Source organism: Pseudomonas sp. AC229 (genome assembly GCF_979254655.1).
Genome location: NZ_CEEDHK010000020.1, coordinates 23,158 through 39,718, shown reverse-complemented (window position 1 = coordinate 39,718; position 16,561 = coordinate 23,158). Strand labels below are relative to the sequence as shown.

At 60.0% G+C, this 16,561-nt stretch carries 15 protein-coding genes and 1 tRNA gene; 13 read left to right on the top strand and 3 right to left on the bottom strand.

Going from position 1 to position 16,561, the window contains the following annotated elements; all coding sequences use genetic code 11:
• Positions 1-163 precede the first annotated feature (163 nt).
• Positions 164-1,105 carry a LysR family transcriptional regulator gene (locus AC0IW7_RS23035; protein ID WP_471821099.1) on the top strand — a complete coding sequence of 314 codons (942 nt, stop codon included), beginning with the start codon at positions 164-166 and terminating at the stop codon, positions 1,103-1,105.
• On the opposite strand, the gene AC0IW7_RS23030 is transcribed toward AC0IW7_RS23035, so the two are convergent.
• Complete coding sequence (locus AC0IW7_RS23030) at positions 1,084-1,434, bottom strand: putative quinol monooxygenase (protein WP_471821097.1); 351 nt, start codon at positions 1,432-1,434, stop codon at positions 1,084-1,086. The two genes, AC0IW7_RS23035 and AC0IW7_RS23030, sit on opposite strands and share 22 nt — an antisense overlap.
• 339 nt (positions 1,435-1,773) lie before the next feature.
• Between AC0IW7_RS23030 and AC0IW7_RS23025 the strand changes: the two genes are divergently transcribed.
• Positions 1,774-2,673 (top strand): AraC family transcriptional regulator, encoded by a 900-nt coding sequence (locus AC0IW7_RS23025; protein ID WP_122495582.1) that lies wholly within the window; start codon positions 1,774-1,776, stop codon positions 2,671-2,673.
• Here AC0IW7_RS23025 and AC0IW7_RS23020 read toward each other — a convergent pair whose 3' ends face one another.
• Complete coding sequence (locus AC0IW7_RS23020; RefSeq protein WP_471821095.1) at positions 2,674-4,104, bottom strand: short-chain fatty acid transporter; 1,431 nt, start codon at positions 4,102-4,104, stop codon at positions 2,674-2,676.
• A gap of 177 nt (positions 4,105-4,281) precedes the next feature.
• On the opposite strand from AC0IW7_RS23020, the gene AC0IW7_RS23015 reads away from it, so the two are divergent.
• Positions 4,282-5,706 carry a sigma-54 interaction domain-containing protein gene (locus AC0IW7_RS23015; RefSeq protein WP_471821093.1) on the top strand — a complete coding sequence of 475 codons (1,425 nt, stop codon included), beginning with the start codon at positions 4,282-4,284 and terminating at the stop codon, positions 5,704-5,706.
• Between the two features lie 164 nt (positions 5,707-5,870).
• Here the strand turns inward: AC0IW7_RS23015 and uvrB are convergent, their stop codons facing one another.
• The gene (gene uvrB, locus AC0IW7_RS23010; RefSeq protein WP_471821092.1) at positions 5,871-7,886 is read right to left on the bottom strand and encodes an excinuclease ABC subunit UvrB; all 2,016 of its coding nucleotides are present in this window, start codon (positions 7,884-7,886) and stop codon (positions 5,871-5,873) included.
• Positions 7,887-8,061: 175 nt separating this feature from the next.
• On the opposite strand from uvrB, the gene AC0IW7_RS23005 reads away from it, so the two are divergent.
• The 10 genes from AC0IW7_RS23005 to AC0IW7_RS22960 all read left to right on the top strand — a co-directional run bounded on the left by AC0IW7_RS23005 (position 8,062) and on the right by AC0IW7_RS22960 (position 16,501).
• On the top strand, positions 8,062-9,258 hold the full coding sequence (locus AC0IW7_RS23005) for an amino acid aminotransferase (RefSeq protein ID WP_463539112.1): 1,197 nt from the start codon (positions 8,062-8,064) through the stop codon (positions 9,256-9,258).
• An 82-nt stretch (positions 9,259-9,340) separates the two neighbouring features.
• Positions 9,341-9,416, top strand: a tRNA-Asn gene (locus AC0IW7_RS23000).
• A gap of 167 nt (positions 9,417-9,583) precedes the next feature.
• Positions 9,584-10,816: a tyrosine-type recombinase/integrase gene (locus AC0IW7_RS22995; RefSeq protein WP_471821090.1), complete on the top strand. Its 1,233-nt coding sequence runs from the start codon at positions 9,584-9,586 to the stop codon at positions 10,814-10,816.
• A 259-nt stretch (positions 10,817-11,075) separates the two neighbouring features.
• Positions 11,076-11,672, top strand: coding sequence for a hypothetical protein (locus AC0IW7_RS22990; protein ID WP_471821089.1), 597 nt, complete (start codon positions 11,076-11,078; stop codon positions 11,670-11,672).
• Between the two features lie 62 nt (positions 11,673-11,734).
• Entirely contained in the window at positions 11,735-11,968 is a 234-nt protein-coding gene (locus tag AC0IW7_RS22985; RefSeq protein ID WP_471821087.1) for a helix-turn-helix domain-containing protein, read from the top strand.
• 9 nt (positions 11,969-11,977) lie between these two features.
• Positions 11,978-12,241 (top strand): helix-turn-helix transcriptional regulator, encoded by a 264-nt coding sequence (locus AC0IW7_RS22980; protein ID WP_471821085.1) that lies wholly within the window; start codon positions 11,978-11,980, stop codon positions 12,239-12,241.
• Entirely contained in the window at positions 12,238-12,570 is a 333-nt protein-coding gene (locus AC0IW7_RS22975) for a hypothetical protein (protein ID WP_471821084.1), read from the top strand. Before AC0IW7_RS22980 ends, AC0IW7_RS22975 begins: the two co-directional genes overlap by 4 nt.
• A gap of 546 nt (positions 12,571-13,116) precedes the next feature.
• Complete coding sequence (locus tag AC0IW7_RS22970; protein WP_471821082.1) at positions 13,117-13,350, top strand: hypothetical protein; 234 nt, start codon at positions 13,117-13,119, stop codon at positions 13,348-13,350.
• Positions 13,347-13,610 carry a DUF3077 domain-containing protein gene (locus tag AC0IW7_RS22965; RefSeq protein WP_471821080.1) on the top strand — a complete coding sequence of 88 codons (264 nt, stop codon included), beginning with the start codon at positions 13,347-13,349 and terminating at the stop codon, positions 13,608-13,610. The genes AC0IW7_RS22970 and AC0IW7_RS22965 overlap by 4 nt, the downstream gene beginning before the upstream one ends.
• Complete coding sequence (locus tag AC0IW7_RS22960; protein WP_471821078.1) at positions 13,607-16,501, top strand: DUF927 domain-containing protein; 2,895 nt, start codon at positions 13,607-13,609, stop codon at positions 16,499-16,501. Before AC0IW7_RS22965 ends, AC0IW7_RS22960 begins: the two co-directional genes overlap by 4 nt.
• The last annotated feature ends 60 nt before the right edge of the window (positions 16,502-16,561 follow it).

Below are 16,561 nucleotides of genomic sequence, written 5' to 3'. Positions count from 1 at the left end.
TGTGTGGCCATGCGGCTCCCCTTGTGCGTCGCCATATTCATATTCGTTTATGTTCTAACCAATACAAACATGCTTTGTTGACGGAATAAGAGCCTGCATTTAAAACCAGCACCCATACAGCAGCAAATGCCTTCGACTTATTTTTTCGATGCCAGGAAAGCATATGGATCTCAGACAACTGCGCTATTTCATAGCCCTACTGGAGCACCGCAGTTTCGTGCGCGCAGCCGATGCCATCGGCATTACGCAGCCGGCGTTCAGCCGCAGCATTCAAGGCTTGGAACAGGAATTCGGCTGCGCCCTGGTGGACCGTGGCAACAAAGACCTGCGCCCCACGCCCGAGGGCCAGGTGGTGTTGCAACACGCGCTGCGCCTGGTGCAAGGCGCCGCCAACCTGAGCAGTGAAATTGAGCAGATGACCAAGCTCGACGCCGGCGATTTGCGCTTCGGCTGCGGCCCGGCGCCGGCCGTGCAGTTGGTGCCGTCGGCGGTGGCGCGGTTTCTTCAGCTCTACCCGCGCGTGAACCTGGGTTTCGAAGTGGATAACTGGGAAAAGCTGGGGCGCAGCCTGGCCCGCGATGAAATCGAGTTTTTCATCGCCGACATCACCCAGTTTGAAGCCGACCCGAATTTCCAGACGCAAGCCATCACGCCGCGCCGGGGCATGTTCTTTTGCCGGCCGGGGCATCCGTTGCTGGCCAAGGAAAGCCTGTCGACCAATGACATGTTCGACTACCCGCTGGCGGCGCCGAAAATTCCCGCTGGCGCGCGCAAATTCATCGCCAACCTGAGCGGGCGCAGTGACTTCGCCCCCAGTGTGACCTGCGAGCATATTCCGGCGCTGGTGCAGATCGTGCGGCACACCGATGCCATCGGCATTGGCACCGAGGAAGCGTTCCATCAGGAGTTGCAACGGGGCGAACTGCTGCCCCTGTATTGGCGCAACCTGCCGACCGATATCGACAGCCTGCAAGCACGCTGCGGCGTGGTCAGCCGCGCCGGTTATCGGCTTTCAGCAGCGGCGCGGGCAATGATCGCCATGCTGGTGGACGTTGACGCCGAGCTGGGCCAGGCGCCGCGTTTTCAGGCAAACGCCTGCGCGTGAGGACTGGCGGTAATGGCATCGACAGCGCCGACGGCGCCGCTGAAAGTGTGCAGGTCGATTTCGCGAACCAGGTACTCGCGGATCAAGCCGCCCAGCACTTGCAGCGGCGGTTGGCACAGGTAGGCGTTCAAGGCATCGGTGGACTGCCAGGTGCCTTGCAGCAGCCACAGTTGTTGATCGGTGAGTGAACGTTGCAGCGAATACGCCAGGCAGCCAGGCTGGCCGCGCGACTGGCTGACCAACTGTTGCAAGCGGCCTTCCAGCTCGGTGCGGGCGCGTGGGGTTTCACTGGCTTTGATAAATACCAACGTGCTGACTTGCTCAGACATGAGTCGTTCTCCTTGAAAGTCAGAAACAGAAGCGCGGGACGCTGGCCGGGCGGCCTTGCGTGATTTCCACGCTTGCCAGATTACGCAGTGGCGCGCCGGGGAGTTATCCGTTTCCTGCTTTCGTTTTGCCTAATCCTGCAAATGTCTGTCGAGCACTGAGCCGCGCTTGCGCAGGCTAAGGCCATGGGGATTACGGCGTTTATCCAATCCTGTCTTATGCTTGCCTAATCCTGCTCAAACACGCCGCGGACGCTAGGCAAACGGCGCTCGCGTGCGCAAGCTGCGCGGCAGGATCGAATCACCCTCGATTCAGGTGCTTGTTTATTGAAGGAGGCCCGTATGGAAACCGAAGTCCAGCAACGCCAACACGAATTGGCGACGTTGATTCAACGCTTCACGCCTGCGCAAGGCCCCTTTCAAACCGCCATCGGGCCGCTGAGCCTGATTCGCATCGACGAGCCCACGCCCATGGCGCGCGGCGTGCACAAACCGGCGTTGTGTATCATTGCCCAGGGCCGCAAAGAAGTGACCCTGGCGGGCGAAAGTTTTGTGTATGACGCGCTGAATTTTCTGGTGGTGTCGGTCACCTTGCCGATCACCGGACGCGTCACCGAAGCCTGCCCGGACAAGCCTTACCTGTGTTTGCGCCTGGACCTCGACCCGGCCGAGATCACCCGCATGATCACCGACGCCGGCCCCGTGGGCTTGCCGGCGCGCCCTGCCAGCCGGGGCATGTATGTCGACCGCATCGACGCCTCGTTGCTCGACACCGTGCTGCGCCTGACCCGCTTGCTGGACACGCCACGGGACATCGCCATGTTGGCGCCCCTGGCCCTGCGGGAAATTTACTACCGCTTGCTGCGCAGTCCGCAAGGCCAGCAATTGATTGAAATCGCAATGGCCGACAGCCAATCCCACCGTATTACCCGCGCCGTCGAATGGCTGAACTGCAACTTCGACCAGCCGCTGCGCATTGAAGACCTGGCGCGCGTGGCCAACCTCAGCGTCTCGGCCCTGCACCATCGCTTCAAAGCCGTCACGGCCATGAGCCCGCTGCAATACCAGAAGCAACTGCGCTTGCAGGAAGCGCAGCGCCTGATGATGAGCGAAGGCTTGGAGGTGGCGGCGGCCGGTTACCGTGTCGGCTATGAAAGCCCGTCGCAGTTCAGCCGCGAATACCGCCGCCTGTTCGGCGCGCCGCCGTTGAAAGACCTGGCGCGTCTGAAAAACATCGCCTAGCTACGGCGCCACTGGCGGTGTGTACTGCAAGGTGGTGCCCAGCGCCCAGAGCAGAAACAGCACCAACGGCGTGTGCACCAGCAATTGCACAAACGAGAAGCCGATCAGGTCACGCGCGCGCAGGCCCAACACGCCCAGCAGCGGCAACATATAGAACGGGTTGATCAGATTCGGCAGCGCCTCGGCGGCGTTGTAAATCTGCACCGCCCAGCCGCGGTGGTATTGCAGATCGTTGGCCACTTGCATCACGTACGGCGCCTCGATAATCCACTTGCCGCCGCCCGAAGGAATAAAGAAACCCAGCACTGCGGAGTAGGTGCCCATCAGCAGCGCGTAGGTGTCGTGCGAGGCAATCTGCACAAAGAAGGTGGAAATGTGGTGCGCCACCGTCTGGCCGTCGCTGCCGTTGACGGTGGTCATCAGCGCGGCGATGGAGCCGTACAGCGGGAACTGAATCAGCACGCCCGTGGTGGTCGGCACCGCGCGCGCCACGGCATCAAGAAAACTGCGCGGCCGCCAATGCAGCAACGCACCGACCATCAGGAACAGCAGGTTGTACGTGTTCAAGCCAGAGATGGCGACGATGGCGGGCTTGCTGGCGAATTCTTGTGCCAGCCAACCGGCGGCCAACAGCACCAGCAGAATAATCAGCAACGGGCTGTGCTCCAGCCACTCGCCGGGGCGGCTTGGCTTCTCCAGCTTGGCGACCGTGAAGCTGGGGTCGATGCCGCACGCTTTGGCATCCCGCGCACTGGTGGCGCTGGGCGCGGTGACGTAAGCGATCACCAGTGACACCACCACCAGCGCCAGCAACAACACGCCGGACTGCCAGAGAAAAATGGTTTCGGTAAACGGAATGACGCCGGTGATCGCCAGAATGGAAGGCGGCAAGCTGGTGGGGTTGGCTTGCAATTGCGCCGCTGACGACGACAGCCCCAACGCCCACACCGCGCCCAACCCCAAATAGGCCGCCGCGCCGGCTGCGCGGTAGTCCATGTGCAATTCTTCGCGACGCGCCAGCGCACGCACCAGCAAGCCGCCGAACACCAGGCTCAGGCCCCAATTGAGCAACGAGGCGGCCATGGAAATCAGCGCCACCCAGGCCACCGCCGAACGCCCGTTTTTCGGCACGCGGGCCAGCACGTCGATCAACCGCGATGCCGGCCCGGAACTGGCCACCACATAGCCACCGATGACCACAAAGGCCATCTGCATGGTGAACGGAATCAAACTCCAGAACCCATCGCCAAACGCTTTCGCCGCCTGTGCCGGCGGCGCGCCCAGGGCCAACACCGCCACGGTAACCAATAGCACCGCCAGGGTGGCGAACACCCAGGAATCCGGGAACCAGCGCTCCGCCCAATTGGAACAGCGCATGGCGAAACGGGCGTAGCGGCTTTCTTCGACTTGAGTATTCACGGCGAACCTCATGTTTGTTGTTTTGGTGGCTGGTTATTGGGTGCCTGTGCGGGCGCGATGCTTTTCCCGCCAGATGCTCTAGGCCGCACAGTGTGGTAGTTCCACGCCGCTGCGTTTAGTTCCACCTGTATGCGTGCGCGCGGGTTTTCTGGCACGCTGGCGCCCTCCTCTGCAGCAAGGCCCACGCCCATGAAAGACGCCGACAACCTCAAGGACTACAAGCAGGTACGCCAACTGGCGATCCGTTCGTTGTTCGAGATCGTTGAGCAGTCGAGCGAGGGCACGGTGATTGTCGATAAAGAGGCGCGCATCGTCTGGATGAACGAGCGCTACGCGCGCCGCTACGGCCAGCCGAATGCCAAAGCGGCGGTCGGCCAGGAAGTGGAAAAAGTCATTCCCGGCAGCCTGATGCGCCAGGTGGCGGAAACCGGCGAGCCGATTTTGTTGGACATGCTCGACACGCCGAACGGCCCGTTGGTGGTGATGCGTTTGCCGATTCACGATGCGGCGGGCAAGGTAATCGGCGCCATTGGTTTCGCCCTGTTCGACCAACTCACCCGCCTGGCGCCGCTGGTCACGCGCTTCACCCAGATTCAGAAAGAACTCGCCTCGACCCGCTCACTGCTGCAAGCGCGGCAGGCGAAGTACAGCTTCTCGAACTTCATCGGCACCAGCGCCCGCAGCCTGGAAGTGAAGCGCCATGCACGGCGGGCAGCCGGCAGCGAAAGTCCGGTGCTGCTGCTGGGCGAAACCGGCACCGGCAAGGAACTGCTCGCCCATGCCATTCACAGCGCCAGCGCGCGGGCTTACAAACCCTTTGTCAGCGTTAACTGCGCGGCCATTCCTGAGACGCTACTGGAAGCGGAATTCTTCGGCACCGCCCCTGGGGCCTTCACCGGCGCCGACCGCAAAGGCCGCTCCGGCAAGTTGCAACTGGCTGAAGGCGGCACGCTGTTTCTCGACGAAATCGGCGACATGCCGTTGGCGCTGCAGAGCAAACTGCTGCGGGTGTTGCAGGAGAAAGAATACGAACCGGTGGGCTCGAACCAGATGTTGCGCAGCGACATCCGCCTGATCGCCGCCACCTCGTTGGACTTGGAAACCGCCGTGGCCGACGGCCGCTTTCGGGCTGACTTGTACTACCGCCTGAACGTGCTGCCGATTCAGGTGCCCGCCTTGCGCGAACGGCTGGATGATTTGCCGGCGCTGTGCGATGCGATTCTCGATGAGCTGCTGTTGCGCGACGGGCGCGGGCATTACGAACTGAGCGCTGACGCGCTGGGATTGCTGGCCAGCCATGCGTGGCCCGGCAATATTCGCGAACTGCGCAACGTGCTGGAGCGGGCGGCGTTGTTGAGTGATGAGCCGCTGCTGACGGCTGCGGCGTTGCGCACGGCGATTGGGCGGTTTAGTCCGGTGCCGGCTGCCCATTCAGCGCCGCGGGCATTGGGCGAGCAGGATTTCTACCGCGCCCGTGCGGCGTTTGAGCGCGAGTTGATAGAACAGAGCCTGGCCGCGCATAACGGCAACGTGATTGAAGCGGCCAAGCGACTGGGGCTGGGGCGGTCGACGTTGTACAAGAAGATGGTGGCGTTGGGGATTGGCGGGAATTAACGCAGATAGGCTCCCCTCTCCCGCTTGCGGGAGAGGGGCTGGGGGAGAGGGCTGCGGCGAACGCTGATGCAGTTCCTTGTTCGGCAACCACGTTGGGCCTGCCCCCTCACCCCAGCCCTCTCCCCGGAGGGGCGAGGGAGCGGATTGCGTAAGCCTTTAAAACGTCAAACCTTCAACAACCGATCGCGCAATTTCTGTATCTCGTCGCGCATCTGCGCTGCCGCTTCGAATTCCAGATCCCGTGCCAGTTGGTACATCTTCTCCTCCAACTGACGAATCCGTTTGTTGATTTCACTCGGCGAACGCAACTCGGCTTCATAACGCGCGCTTTCTTCAGCGGCCTTGGCCATGCCTTTGCGTTTGTTGCTGCGCGAACCCGGCACCACGGCGCCTTCGAGGATGTCTTGCACGTCCTTTTTCACGCCTTTGGGGGTGATGCCGTTGGCCAGGTTGAAGGCGATCTGCTTGTCCCGGCGCCGTTCGGTTTCGCCAATGGCGCGTTCCATGGAACCGGTCATGCGGTCGGCGTACAGAATGGCGCGGCCGTTGAGGTTACGGGCGGCGCGGCCGATGGTCTGGATCAGGGAGCGCTCGGAGCGCAGGAAGCCTTCTTTGTCGGCGTCCAGAATCGCTACCAGCGACACCTCGGGCATGTCCAACCCTTCACGCAGCAGGTTGATGCCCACCAGCACGTCGAACGCACCAATGCGCAGGTCACGGATGATTTCCACCCGCTCGACGGTGTCGATGTCCGAGTGCAGGTAACGCACCCGCACGCCGTGGTCGGAGAGGTAGTCGGTGAGGTCTTCGGCCATGCGTTTGGTCAGGGTGGTGACCAGCACGCGCTCGTCGATGGCGCTGCGTTTTTTAATTTCCGAGAGCAGATCGTCCACTTGCGTGGTGGCCGGGCGCACTTCGATTTGCGGATCGACCAGGCCGGTTGGGCGCACCACCTGTTCGATCACGCGGCCGGCGTGCTCGGCTTCGTAAGGGCCGGGCGTAGCGGAAACGAAGATGGTCTGCGGGCTGATGGTTTCCCACTCGTCAAAGCGCATCGGTCGGTTGTCCAGCGCCGACGGCAGGCGGAAACCGTATTCCACCAGGGTTTCCTTGCGCGAACGGTCGCCTTTGTACATGGCGCCCACCTGCGGCACGCTGACGTGGGACTCGTCGATCACCAGCAAGGCGTTGGCCGGCAGGTAGTCGAACAAGGTCGGCGGCGCCTCGCCTGAGCCGCGACCGGAGAGGTAGCGTGAGTAGTTTTCGATGCCGTTGCAGTAGCCCAGTTCGATGATCATTTCGATATCGAAGCGGGTGCGCTGTTCCAGGCGCTGCGCTTCCACCAGTTTGTTGTTGGCGCGCAGGTAGTCGAGCCGCTCTTTGAGCTCGACCTTGATGTTTTCCACGGCGCTCAGCAGGTTTTCCCGTGGCGTGACGTAGTGGCTTTTCGGGTACAGGGTGTAACGCGGCAACTTGCGCAGCACTTCGCCGGTGAGCGGGTCGAACGAGGCGATGTTTTCGATTTCTTCGTCGAACAGCTCAATGCGGATGGCTTCCAGGTCCGATTCCGCCGGGAAGATGTCGATCACATCGCCGCGCACGCGAAAGGTGGCGCGGGCGAAGTCGATGTCGTTGCGGGTGTATTGCAGGTCGGCGAGACGGCGCAGCAGTTCGCGCTGGTCCATGCGGTCGCCACGGTCCAGGTGCAGGACCATTTTCAGGTACGACTGCGGATCACCCAGGCCATAAATGCACGACACCGTGGTAACGATGATGGCGTCCGAGCGCTCCAGCAGCGCTTTGGTGGCGGACAGGCGCATCTGCTCGATGTGGTCGTTGATCGAGGCGTCTTTCTCGATAAAGGTGTCCGAAGACGGCACATACGCTTCGGGCTGGTAGTAGTCGTAGTAGGAGACGAAGTACTCGACCGAGTTGTTCGGGAAGAAGCTCTTGAACTCGCCGTACAACTGCGCGGCCAGGGTTTTGTTCGGCGCCAGCACCAGCGTCGGGCGCTGCACCTGGGCAATCACGTTGGCGATGCTGAAGGTCTTGCCCGAACCCGTTACGCCCAGCAGCGTTTGATGGGAAAGCCCGGCTTCCAGGCCTTCCACCATTTGTCGAATCGCTTCTGGCTGATCGCCAGCCGGTTGAAAACGGGTCACTAATTGAAACTGCGACATTACCTACCTCGACAAAAGGCTGTGACGCAGCGAAAAACCCTACGTCATACCTGGCGAAATGCGTGTGACGTTATCGCCCCACGCAACCTTGGCCGCTATACTAGCGGCCCACTTGCGCAACCCCTAGCACCGGGGTTGTTTTGGTTTACCACCCTCTTCTTCGAGCTCCCGCATCATGAGTTTGTTCTCTGCCGTCGAAATGGCTCCGCGTGACCCTATCCTTGGTCTCAATGAAGCATTCAACGCCGACACCCGCACCACCAAGGTAAACCTTGGCGTGGGTGTGTACTGCAACGAAGAGGGCCGCATTCCGTTGTTGCGTGCCGTGGCCCAGGCTGAACAGGCGCGTATTGCGGCACACGCACCGCGCGGCTACCTGCCGATCGAAGGCATCGCTGCCTACGACCAGGCCGTGCAAACCCTGATTTTCGGCGCCGACTCGGCGCTGCTCGCCGAAGGCCGTGTGGTCACTACTCAAGCATTGGGCGGCACCGGTGCGCTGAAAATCGGCGCCGATTTCATCAAGCGTCTGCTGCCAAACGCCGTGGTCGCCATCAGCGACCCGAGCTGGGAAAACCACCGCGCGCTGTTCGAATCCGCTGGCTTCCCGGTCCAGAACTACCGCTACTACGACGCCAGCACCCATGGCGTGAACCGTGCCGGTCTGCTCGAAGACCTCAAAGCCCTGCCCGCCCGTTCCGTGGTGGTGCTGCACGCTTGCTGCCACAACCCGACCGGTGTTGATCTGGGCACTGACGATTGGCTGAGCATTCTCGACGTGTTGAAAGAGCGCGAGCACGTGCCCTTCCTCGACATCGCCTACCAGGGTTTCGGCGATGGCATTGAAGAAGACGCCGCCGCCGTTCGCCTGTTCGCTAAATCGGGGCTGACCTTCTTCGTTTCAAGCTCGTTCTCCAAATCGTTCTCGCTGTACGGCGAGCGTGTAGGCGCGTTGTCGATCGTCACCGAGTCGAAAGAGCAAGCTGCCAAGGTGCTGTCACAGGTTAAACGCGTCATCCGCACCAACTACTCCAACCCGCCAACCCACGGCGCCACCGTGGTTGCTTCCGTGCTCAACAGCCCGGAACTGCGCGCGTTGTGGGAAGAAGAACTGGGCGAAATGCGCAGCCGTATTCGCGACATGCGCGTGGCGATGGTCGAGCAACTGGCCGCCCTCGGCGCCAAGCGCGACTTCAGCTTCGTGGCACAGCAACGCGGCATGTTCAGCTACTCCGGTCTTACCGCCGAACAAGTTGAACGCCTGAAAAGCGAATTCGGCATTTACGCCGTGAGCACCGGCCGCATTTGCGTGGCAGCGTTGAACAAAAGCAACCTCAACGCCGTGACCCAGGCCATCGCCGCCGTCCTCTGAAAAACCACCAAGGGAAGCTTGCGCAGGCTTGACTTCCCTTTTTGAATCAGTAGGATACGCACCGTTGCCGCAAGGCAGCTGTTCCGCGATAGCTCAGTTGGTAGAGCAAATGACTGTTAATCATTGGGTCCCTGGTTCGAGTCCAGGTCGTGGAGCCAAATTACAGTTTCAGGCTGTCTCGATAAGTCTACGAAACGACCTGAAAAGCCCGCCTTGTGCGGGCTTTCTTGTTTCTAGCTGACTACCTCTGTTTACGCCTATATCTTCCCACCGTGTATGCCAGCTTGTATGCTGCGATAAAAATCGAACCCGAGGCATACACGGCGTGAAGCGTAGCGAAATTAAGCGGCGTCCATTGGCCGACACCACCCTGGCGGGACTTGATCCAGAAAGCGCTGCCTACAGAGAGCACGACGGTCAGGGTTTGTATTTTCGCGTGAAGCCAAACAGAGGGAAATCCTGGGAGCTTCGCTATAAGAAGCCGGATGGAAAGTGGTCATGGCTCGGGCTGGGTAGTTACCCTGAGGTGAACGGAGCTGCCGCCAGGTCTAAGGCTGCAGAGCTCCGTGCAGATGCTGCGGCCGGGATAAATCCGTTAACAGCCAAGCATGCTCGGAAAGCAGCCGTGATCGAAGCCGCCAACAACACCTTTGAATCACTGGCCCGCGAGTGGATTGAAATTCGCCGCCCAGGATGGGCTGCCAGTACAACCAAGCGCACTGTTGGCGGCCTGGAGCTCCATGTCTTTCCAGTGTTCGGGAAGCGTGTCTACACCGAAATACTGCCCATAGAGTGGATGGAGTTTCTTCAGGGAATGGAGAAGCTGGGCATCATCGAGCAGATGAGTCGTGTTCGGCGTTCCTGCAAAGAAATTTATGATCTTGCCCGAGTGACAGGGCGTGCCGTCCACAATCCGCTTGAAGGATTGAGCCGTTTTCTCAAGTCCAAGGCCGCTGAGAATCACCCGCACGTCACAAGCAAAGATTTACCGAATCTCCTGCGCGCTATAAGCGCATACCCGCATGCTCACGACGTTCGCTTAGGGCTACGCCTTTTGATGCTGACCGGAGTTCGGCCGAGCGAACTGAGGGAGGCATCGTGGGACGAGCTCGACCGACAAGCCGGCACCTGGGTAATTCCTGCAAACCGAATGAAAAAGCGTCGAACACATACAGTCCCGCTCTCCTCCCAGGCGCTAGCCGCGCTTGAGCAGCTATTCACCATCACAGGCGCGTACCCCTTACTTTTCCCCGGCAGAAACGACCGAACAAAACCAAGAAGTAACATGGCGTTCAACATGGCCCTTCGCCGGATGGGCTACGGGGGCCTGCAAACTGGCCATGGCTTCCGCCACATCGCGTCCACAACGCTACGAGAAAACGGCTTCGCCAAGGATCACGTCGAGGCCCAGCTATCCCACCTGGAGGAGGGTGTTGCGGGTGTCTACAACAAGGCGATCTATTTGGAGCAGCGTCGCACCATGATGCAGTGGTATGCCGATCACCTTGACGGACTTGAGAAAGGAACTACGTCGACGCTAAAGCCAGGTGCAGCATGAGCTTCTCAACCGACACCATCAAAAATTGCGGTGTTCTTTGCGTTCCTCGTGTTCCAAAAGGTGAAAACGCGAGTAGAAACGGGAGCTTCAGCATAGGAACACCATTCAAATCAGAACGGAACACGGGGCGTTTTGAACGCCCTTCGTGTTCTTCCGCAAAGGATCTGCGAGGCAATAAAATGCAAACTTTCGCGAGACTGATGGCAGCTTGGTGGGGCTCGGGGGTATGAAAGGTAAACGAACCTCAGAAGGAGTGTCCGTGGACTTGGAAAGCCTTCGGGGTCTAATTTACGCAATTGAGGGTCACTGGGATGCCCTTTGCGGCGAGCAACCTGACGAGGAAATTCGGCGAGAGTGGTTAAGCAATCCGAAGTTTGTCAGCCCCGCTCGACACATTGTTGATGCGTTATGGCCGCTTTATGCATCCGGTCGCGCGGAAGCTAACGAGGGATTTGACGCGAAGAGCGCGGCCATTAGCTCAGCATTTGTCAGTGCTTATCGGGCGTGCAGAGAGCCGCTGACGGAGGGCGAACTGATGAAGCTTGGGTGGGATTTGGCCGCTTTAGTCGCACTAGATCTTCAACCAATCAAGGAGGCGCTTAGCCAGGCCAGAAAAGCTGGCGGGGATGCGGCTGGCCGTGCGGCCCGTGAAGAGTCCGGCGTGCGAGCAGAAGATACATGTAGGGCGGCGCGCCGGATAAAGGCCGGGCGGGAGGCTGAAAATAGGAAGGTTTCAGACGCACAGCTCGTTGGTCTGTTGGTCGCTCAAGGTTTAGGCAGCGCGCCGACAATTCGAAGCCATTTGAGAACACAGGGGTTATACCCCGCTCCGAAAGAAAAAAAGAAAGCCGGGTAAGCCCGCTTTTTTCCTGCTCCGTAGTGTTTGTCTTGTCTCAATCAGGATACAGGACGCCACTTATGGACACTGCAAGCCATCGCGACAGCATTGCTCTGCCGCTATCCCCTTCCGATCTACTCACGCCAGACCAGGTTGCCGCAACTCTGGGGCTTTCTCACCGCACCTTAGCGGCCTGGAGAAGCTCCAAGCGAAGCCCTATTCCTTACGTAAAAGTGGGCAGTCGCGTGCGCTATCGCCGGCAGGACGTGACAGCCTGGCTGGAAAACCAAACCCATCGCCACAGCGAAGCGTAAGGAGCGAACATGACTCAGCTCAACCGCTCCATTAGCCCTGTTGGCCAGCTCGATCCGGCTACCACATTGATTCGAATAACTGAAGTGGTAGCGATTGTTGGCCTGGCACGTCCCACTATCTACAAGCTGATGCGCCAACCAGATAGCGCCTTCCCATTGCCCGTTAAATTGAGCGATAGCGCGGCGCGCGGAGCTCCGGTGGCCTGGGTCTTGGGTGAAGTTCAGGAGTGGGTGCGGGCGCGCATCGCGATGCGCGGGGGGCGTGCGGCGTGAATCCGATCTTTCTCCCACATACAGCTCTTGATTACCTCGATGCGTTTATGCCCGAGGAAACCGGCAAGAGCAGCGGGCGACTGCGCCAATTGCGCGACATGGCAATTGCGGATGGCGCTCAGGTGCTTCTTTTGGTTTGGCCGAGCTTGGATTGGGTGTTGTTGGCCGTCGAAGTGCCGGCAGGCGTAGTTGTCAAAGACGCCTCCCAACTAATTCCCAACCTGATGGCCAACCCTCTAGCCCTGACCCAGATGCAGCGGCAGTCCATGGAAGGCCAGCACCTTAGCTGGCTTCAACTCGAACGCCCAAGTACCACAGTGACCCACTAATAAAAACGCCCCTGGCGGCAACCGGGGGCGTTAAAGGTGAATCCAATATGTGCATTAAATTTATTCCCACGCGGCCGACCTTGCAACCCCATTGCCGGCCTGGTTCGCTTGCCGTTTACACAGAGCGGCGTTATTCTTTTCCCGTCGCTGCAAATTCAGCGACCGACCTTGGCCGGTCGAACATCTCTAGGCGCACAAGCGCCCACCATCCGAAAGCAGGCGCTTTTTTTGTGTCCGCTTTTTCGTGTTATGGCGGCTGTGCGTGGGACACCTTCGGGTGTGCCGGGTGCCTAGAGTCCCGGTCGGCCAACCCGCGTACAGCTGCCACCCCAATTCGCTTGGTCGCGAACGGTGACAGCTCCTCAACTCTAGGAGCCGTACCCATGAAACATCTGCACGCCCTCAATCCGTCCCGCCTCCGAGCGGCTGCGCATCGCCGCATGGCGTTCGCTGCTCTCCATGCAGAGTCATCTGCGTCAGTCCGTCTCTCTCGCTATAAGCACCACATGGGCAAAGCTCGCGCCTTAGAAGCGCAGGAGGTGACCCATGGCTAATCAACTGAACCGTTGGGACCTTACAGATATTCGCCAGCGCGCTGATGGAATGGCCGCAGCTGGCGTAGGACTTGAGCGTATCGGGCTCATGCTTAGCGAGGCCGAGTTAAACGACGGCGAACGCCGCGGATTAACTCACGCGGTGATAGCTCTCGGGGATTACGTACGTCGCTCAGGCCACGCAATTTATGCGGAGATCGAAACGATTGAAGGGGGTGCCAAATGAGCCGCCGGGGCGCCGTAACCAATCCAGTCGAATTCTGTGGTGTACCGACAGGTAGGCTGTTCTCCGTAAAAGCAGGCACACCAGTCAATTCTGCGCTGGAGCAAGCCTCCAACTTGCTCGCTTGCGTTGACAGTTTGGTTTCCCAAATCGGAGCTGAGGGTATCCGGGGGTCTGAGATATTCGCTATTCAATACCTCGCCGAGATGGCTAAGGCGCTAGTCGATGCCAGCACCGTATATGAGTCGGAGGGTGGCCGATGACAACTTCCCACCATGACAAACCAAAATATCCAAGCTTTGCAGAAGTGAAGCGCGCCGCGCTAAATGCTATCGACCGAGTTCTATCGCGCTGGCTGCCCGGCGGTAAGCGCGTGGACGGCGGTAAAGAGTACACCGCCACCAATCCGACCCGGGCCGACAAACATGCAGGGTCGCTGAAGGTGAATCTGGCAAAGGGCACCTGGTGCGACTTTGCCAATGGTGACAAGGGCGGCGATCTAATCGACCTCGTGCGATACCTTGATGGAGTTAGCGAGATACAGGCCTGTAACAAGCTCGCCGACTTCCTGAGCGTGACAGCAGGTAACGCAAATGCAGGGCCTATTGGCCCTCCGCAAAAACAGCCGGAATGGCGCCCCGTACTTCCCATTCCAGAGAGCGTAATGGGGAAAGTGCCTCACAGGCACCGCCAGAACGGCAAACCGTCGAAGGTGTGGATTTACCGTGACGCCAGCGGTGCGGCCTTAATGGTTCTGTATCGTTTCGATTTGGGGGCGGATTCGGCGGGTGTGATTCGAAAAGCCTTTGCGCCGCTTACCTGGTGCGAGGGTGTCGATGGCGCTTTGTCTTGGCGATGGCAAGGTCTACCGGAAGCAAGGCCGTTACTACGGCTTGACCAGCTGGCTGGCCGGCCTGCTGCACCGGTCGTTGTTTGTGAGGGAGAAAAAGCGGCGGACGCTGCCGGCGAACTAATGCCGGGGCGTGTGGCTACTTGCTGGCCGAATGGGACTAACTCTTGGCAAAAGGCCGATTTTACGACACTCATTGGGCGAGACGTCTTGTTGTGGCCGGATAACGACGCTCCCGGCGTTAAGTGCATGGATGTCCTCGCTCATCATCTGCGCCAGATCGGGGTGGCTCACGTTCGAGTTGTAGACTTGAGCGCTTTCTCCCAGCGTCCGAGTTTTGATGGCGACAGCGCTATTTTCTCACCTGGCGGCGAGTGGGGCGAAGGTGACGATGCCGCCGACGCATTGGCCAAGGGCTGGACGTCGGCTCATCTGGCCGAACTGGAGCGTACTGGGAAGCTGTTCGCGCAAGAACCGGCAACGCCCCCGGTCAGGGCCAACCAAAGTGGCGGCAAGCAAGTGCAAGGCGAGAAAGGCTCATGCCTACCGGCCGGTTTCATTTCGAAGCCTGACGGCGTGTATTTTGCCGGCGAGGACGGCGAGGCGCGTAAGGTTTGTTCCTGGCTGGAAATAAAGGCGCGCACCCGAGACGGTAGCGGCGGGAGCTGGGGCCTGCTGGTGGAGTTCGACGACCCGGACGGCGAAAGGAAGCGACTAAACATTCCCGCCCGCGCCATGGCGGGCGACTTCGGCAAGGAAGTGGTCGGCCCGCTCGTTGATATGGGCCTGCGCCTGGCGCCCGTGCGTTCCGCTCGCAATGCTCGTAACGACCTTCAGAGCTACCTTCAGGGCTTCGATAGTGCCGATCGCGCACGCCTCGTCACTCGTCTGGGCTGGCATGGCAGCGCCTACTTGCTCCCGGACCGCCAAGTAGGGCAAAGCATTGAGCATCTGCACTTCTACGATGCTGGCGCCCAGCTTCCGCCGATTGCTCAGGCTGGCACTTTGGAGCAGTGGCAAAAGCAAATAGGAGCGCTGTGCGTGGGAAACCATCGCCTTGCGTTCGTGGTGTGCAGTGCTTTCGCTGGTCCGGTGCTTAACCTCTTGGGGGGTGAGTCTGGAGGCTTCCACCTATATGGCGACAGCTCAGGTGGTAAGACCACTCACCTGCAGGTAGCTGCCTCGGTTTGGGGCGGCCCTCGGCTGGTCCGCTCGTGGAGGTCGACGGATAACGCCCTGGAGTCCATTGCGGCTGCGCATTCCGACGGATTGCTTGTGTTAGACGAGATAGGCATGTGCGATCCACGCATCATCGGCGAGACCGTCTACATGCTTGGCAATGGTGCTGGCAAGGCGCGTGCAAATGATCGAGGTCAAGCAGGCCGGGCCGTGCAGGAGTGGCGCTTGTTGTTCCTTTCCACCGGAGAAAAGACGCTCGCACAGCATATGGCGGAGGCGCACAAGGACCTTAAGGCTGGGATGGAAGTACGACTTCTTGCCGTACCGGCGGACGCTGGTCGCGGCCTGGGTCTATTTGAGGAGCTGCACGGTTTTACCGATGCGGCCGCCCTCTCCGACGCTCTCAAGGCGCGGGTTACTAAGTATTACGGCTCCCCGGCCCTAGCCTTTCTCTCTGCACTATGTGCGCCCGGTAAGTTACAGGGCTACGCATCGATCCTTCGGGGCACCGTAGAACGCTTCATCGCTACAGCTCTACCACCCGGGGCGAGCGGGCAGGCGCAGCGGGCGGCTGGGCGCTTTGGCTTAGTTGCGGCGGCTGGGGAGTTAGCGACCGCCCTTGGGGTAACTGGCTGGCCGGACGGTTTGGCGGAGGATGCAGCTCGCAGCTGTTTAGCGGCGTGGCTGGCAGAACGCGGTGGCTCCGCAAACTTAGAGGGCGATGCGATTGTTAATCGGCTTCGACTGACGGTTGAGCGGTTTGGTGAAAGCAGGTTTACCAGGTGGGAAAACGTTTCGGCGAAGGCGGACGACCACGCCCCTAGAACGAATGACCGGTTGGGTTTTAGGCGAACAATCCAGCACGGATATGGGGACGAGCTCTACACGACAGTGACCTATTACTTTTTGCCCACTGCTTGGCGTGACGAGGTATTCAAAGGACTCAGCCTGCGGGCGGTGAACCGCGAGCTGATAGCTAGGGGGATTCTGGACGCAACGTCTGACGGCCGTGGTGCCCAGGCCATCTCCCTTCCGGGCGTACCTAAATGTCGGGCCTATGTCGTTAGCGGTGCGGCTTTGTTGGGTGCTGAACAAACGGATGAGTCGCACTCTGAGGCGGCCTGAGGCTATCAGGAGTTAATAAATGAATACTCGTTTTCTGTATGCCCGGGCTGTGGAACAAGT

Coding starts and splice junctions, on each gene's coding strand:
- AC0IW7_RS23035 (WP_471821099.1), top strand. CDS start 164: ATGGATCTCAGACAACTGCGCTATTTCATAGCCCTACTGGAGCACCGC.
- AC0IW7_RS23030 (WP_471821097.1), bottom strand. CDS start 1,434: ATGTCTGAGCAAGTCAGCACGTTGGTATTTATCAAAGCCAGTGAAACC.
- AC0IW7_RS23025 (WP_122495582.1), top strand. CDS start 1,774: ATGGAAACCGAAGTCCAGCAACGCCAACACGAATTGGCGACGTTGATT.
- AC0IW7_RS23020 (WP_471821095.1), bottom strand. CDS start 4,104: ATGAGGTTCGCCGTGAATACTCAAGTCGAAGAAAGCCGCTACGCCCGT.
- AC0IW7_RS23015 (WP_471821093.1), top strand. CDS start 4,282: ATGAAAGACGCCGACAACCTCAAGGACTACAAGCAGGTACGCCAACTG.
- uvrB (WP_471821092.1), bottom strand. CDS start 7,886: ATGTCGCAGTTTCAATTAGTGACCCGTTTTCAACCGGCTGGCGATCAG.
- AC0IW7_RS23005 (WP_463539112.1), top strand. CDS start 8,062: ATGAGTTTGTTCTCTGCCGTCGAAATGGCTCCGCGTGACCCTATCCTT.
- AC0IW7_RS22985 (WP_471821087.1), top strand. CDS start 11,735: ATGGACACTGCAAGCCATCGCGACAGCATTGCTCTGCCGCTATCCCCT.
- AC0IW7_RS22980 (WP_471821085.1), top strand. CDS start 11,978: ATGACTCAGCTCAACCGCTCCATTAGCCCTGTTGGCCAGCTCGATCCG.
- AC0IW7_RS22970 (WP_471821082.1), top strand. CDS start 13,117: ATGGCTAATCAACTGAACCGTTGGGACCTTACAGATATTCGCCAGCGC.
- AC0IW7_RS22965 (WP_471821080.1), top strand. CDS start 13,347: ATGAGCCGCCGGGGCGCCGTAACCAATCCAGTCGAATTCTGTGGTGTA.
- AC0IW7_RS22960 (WP_471821078.1), top strand. CDS start 13,607: ATGACAACTTCCCACCATGACAAACCAAAATATCCAAGCTTTGCAGAA.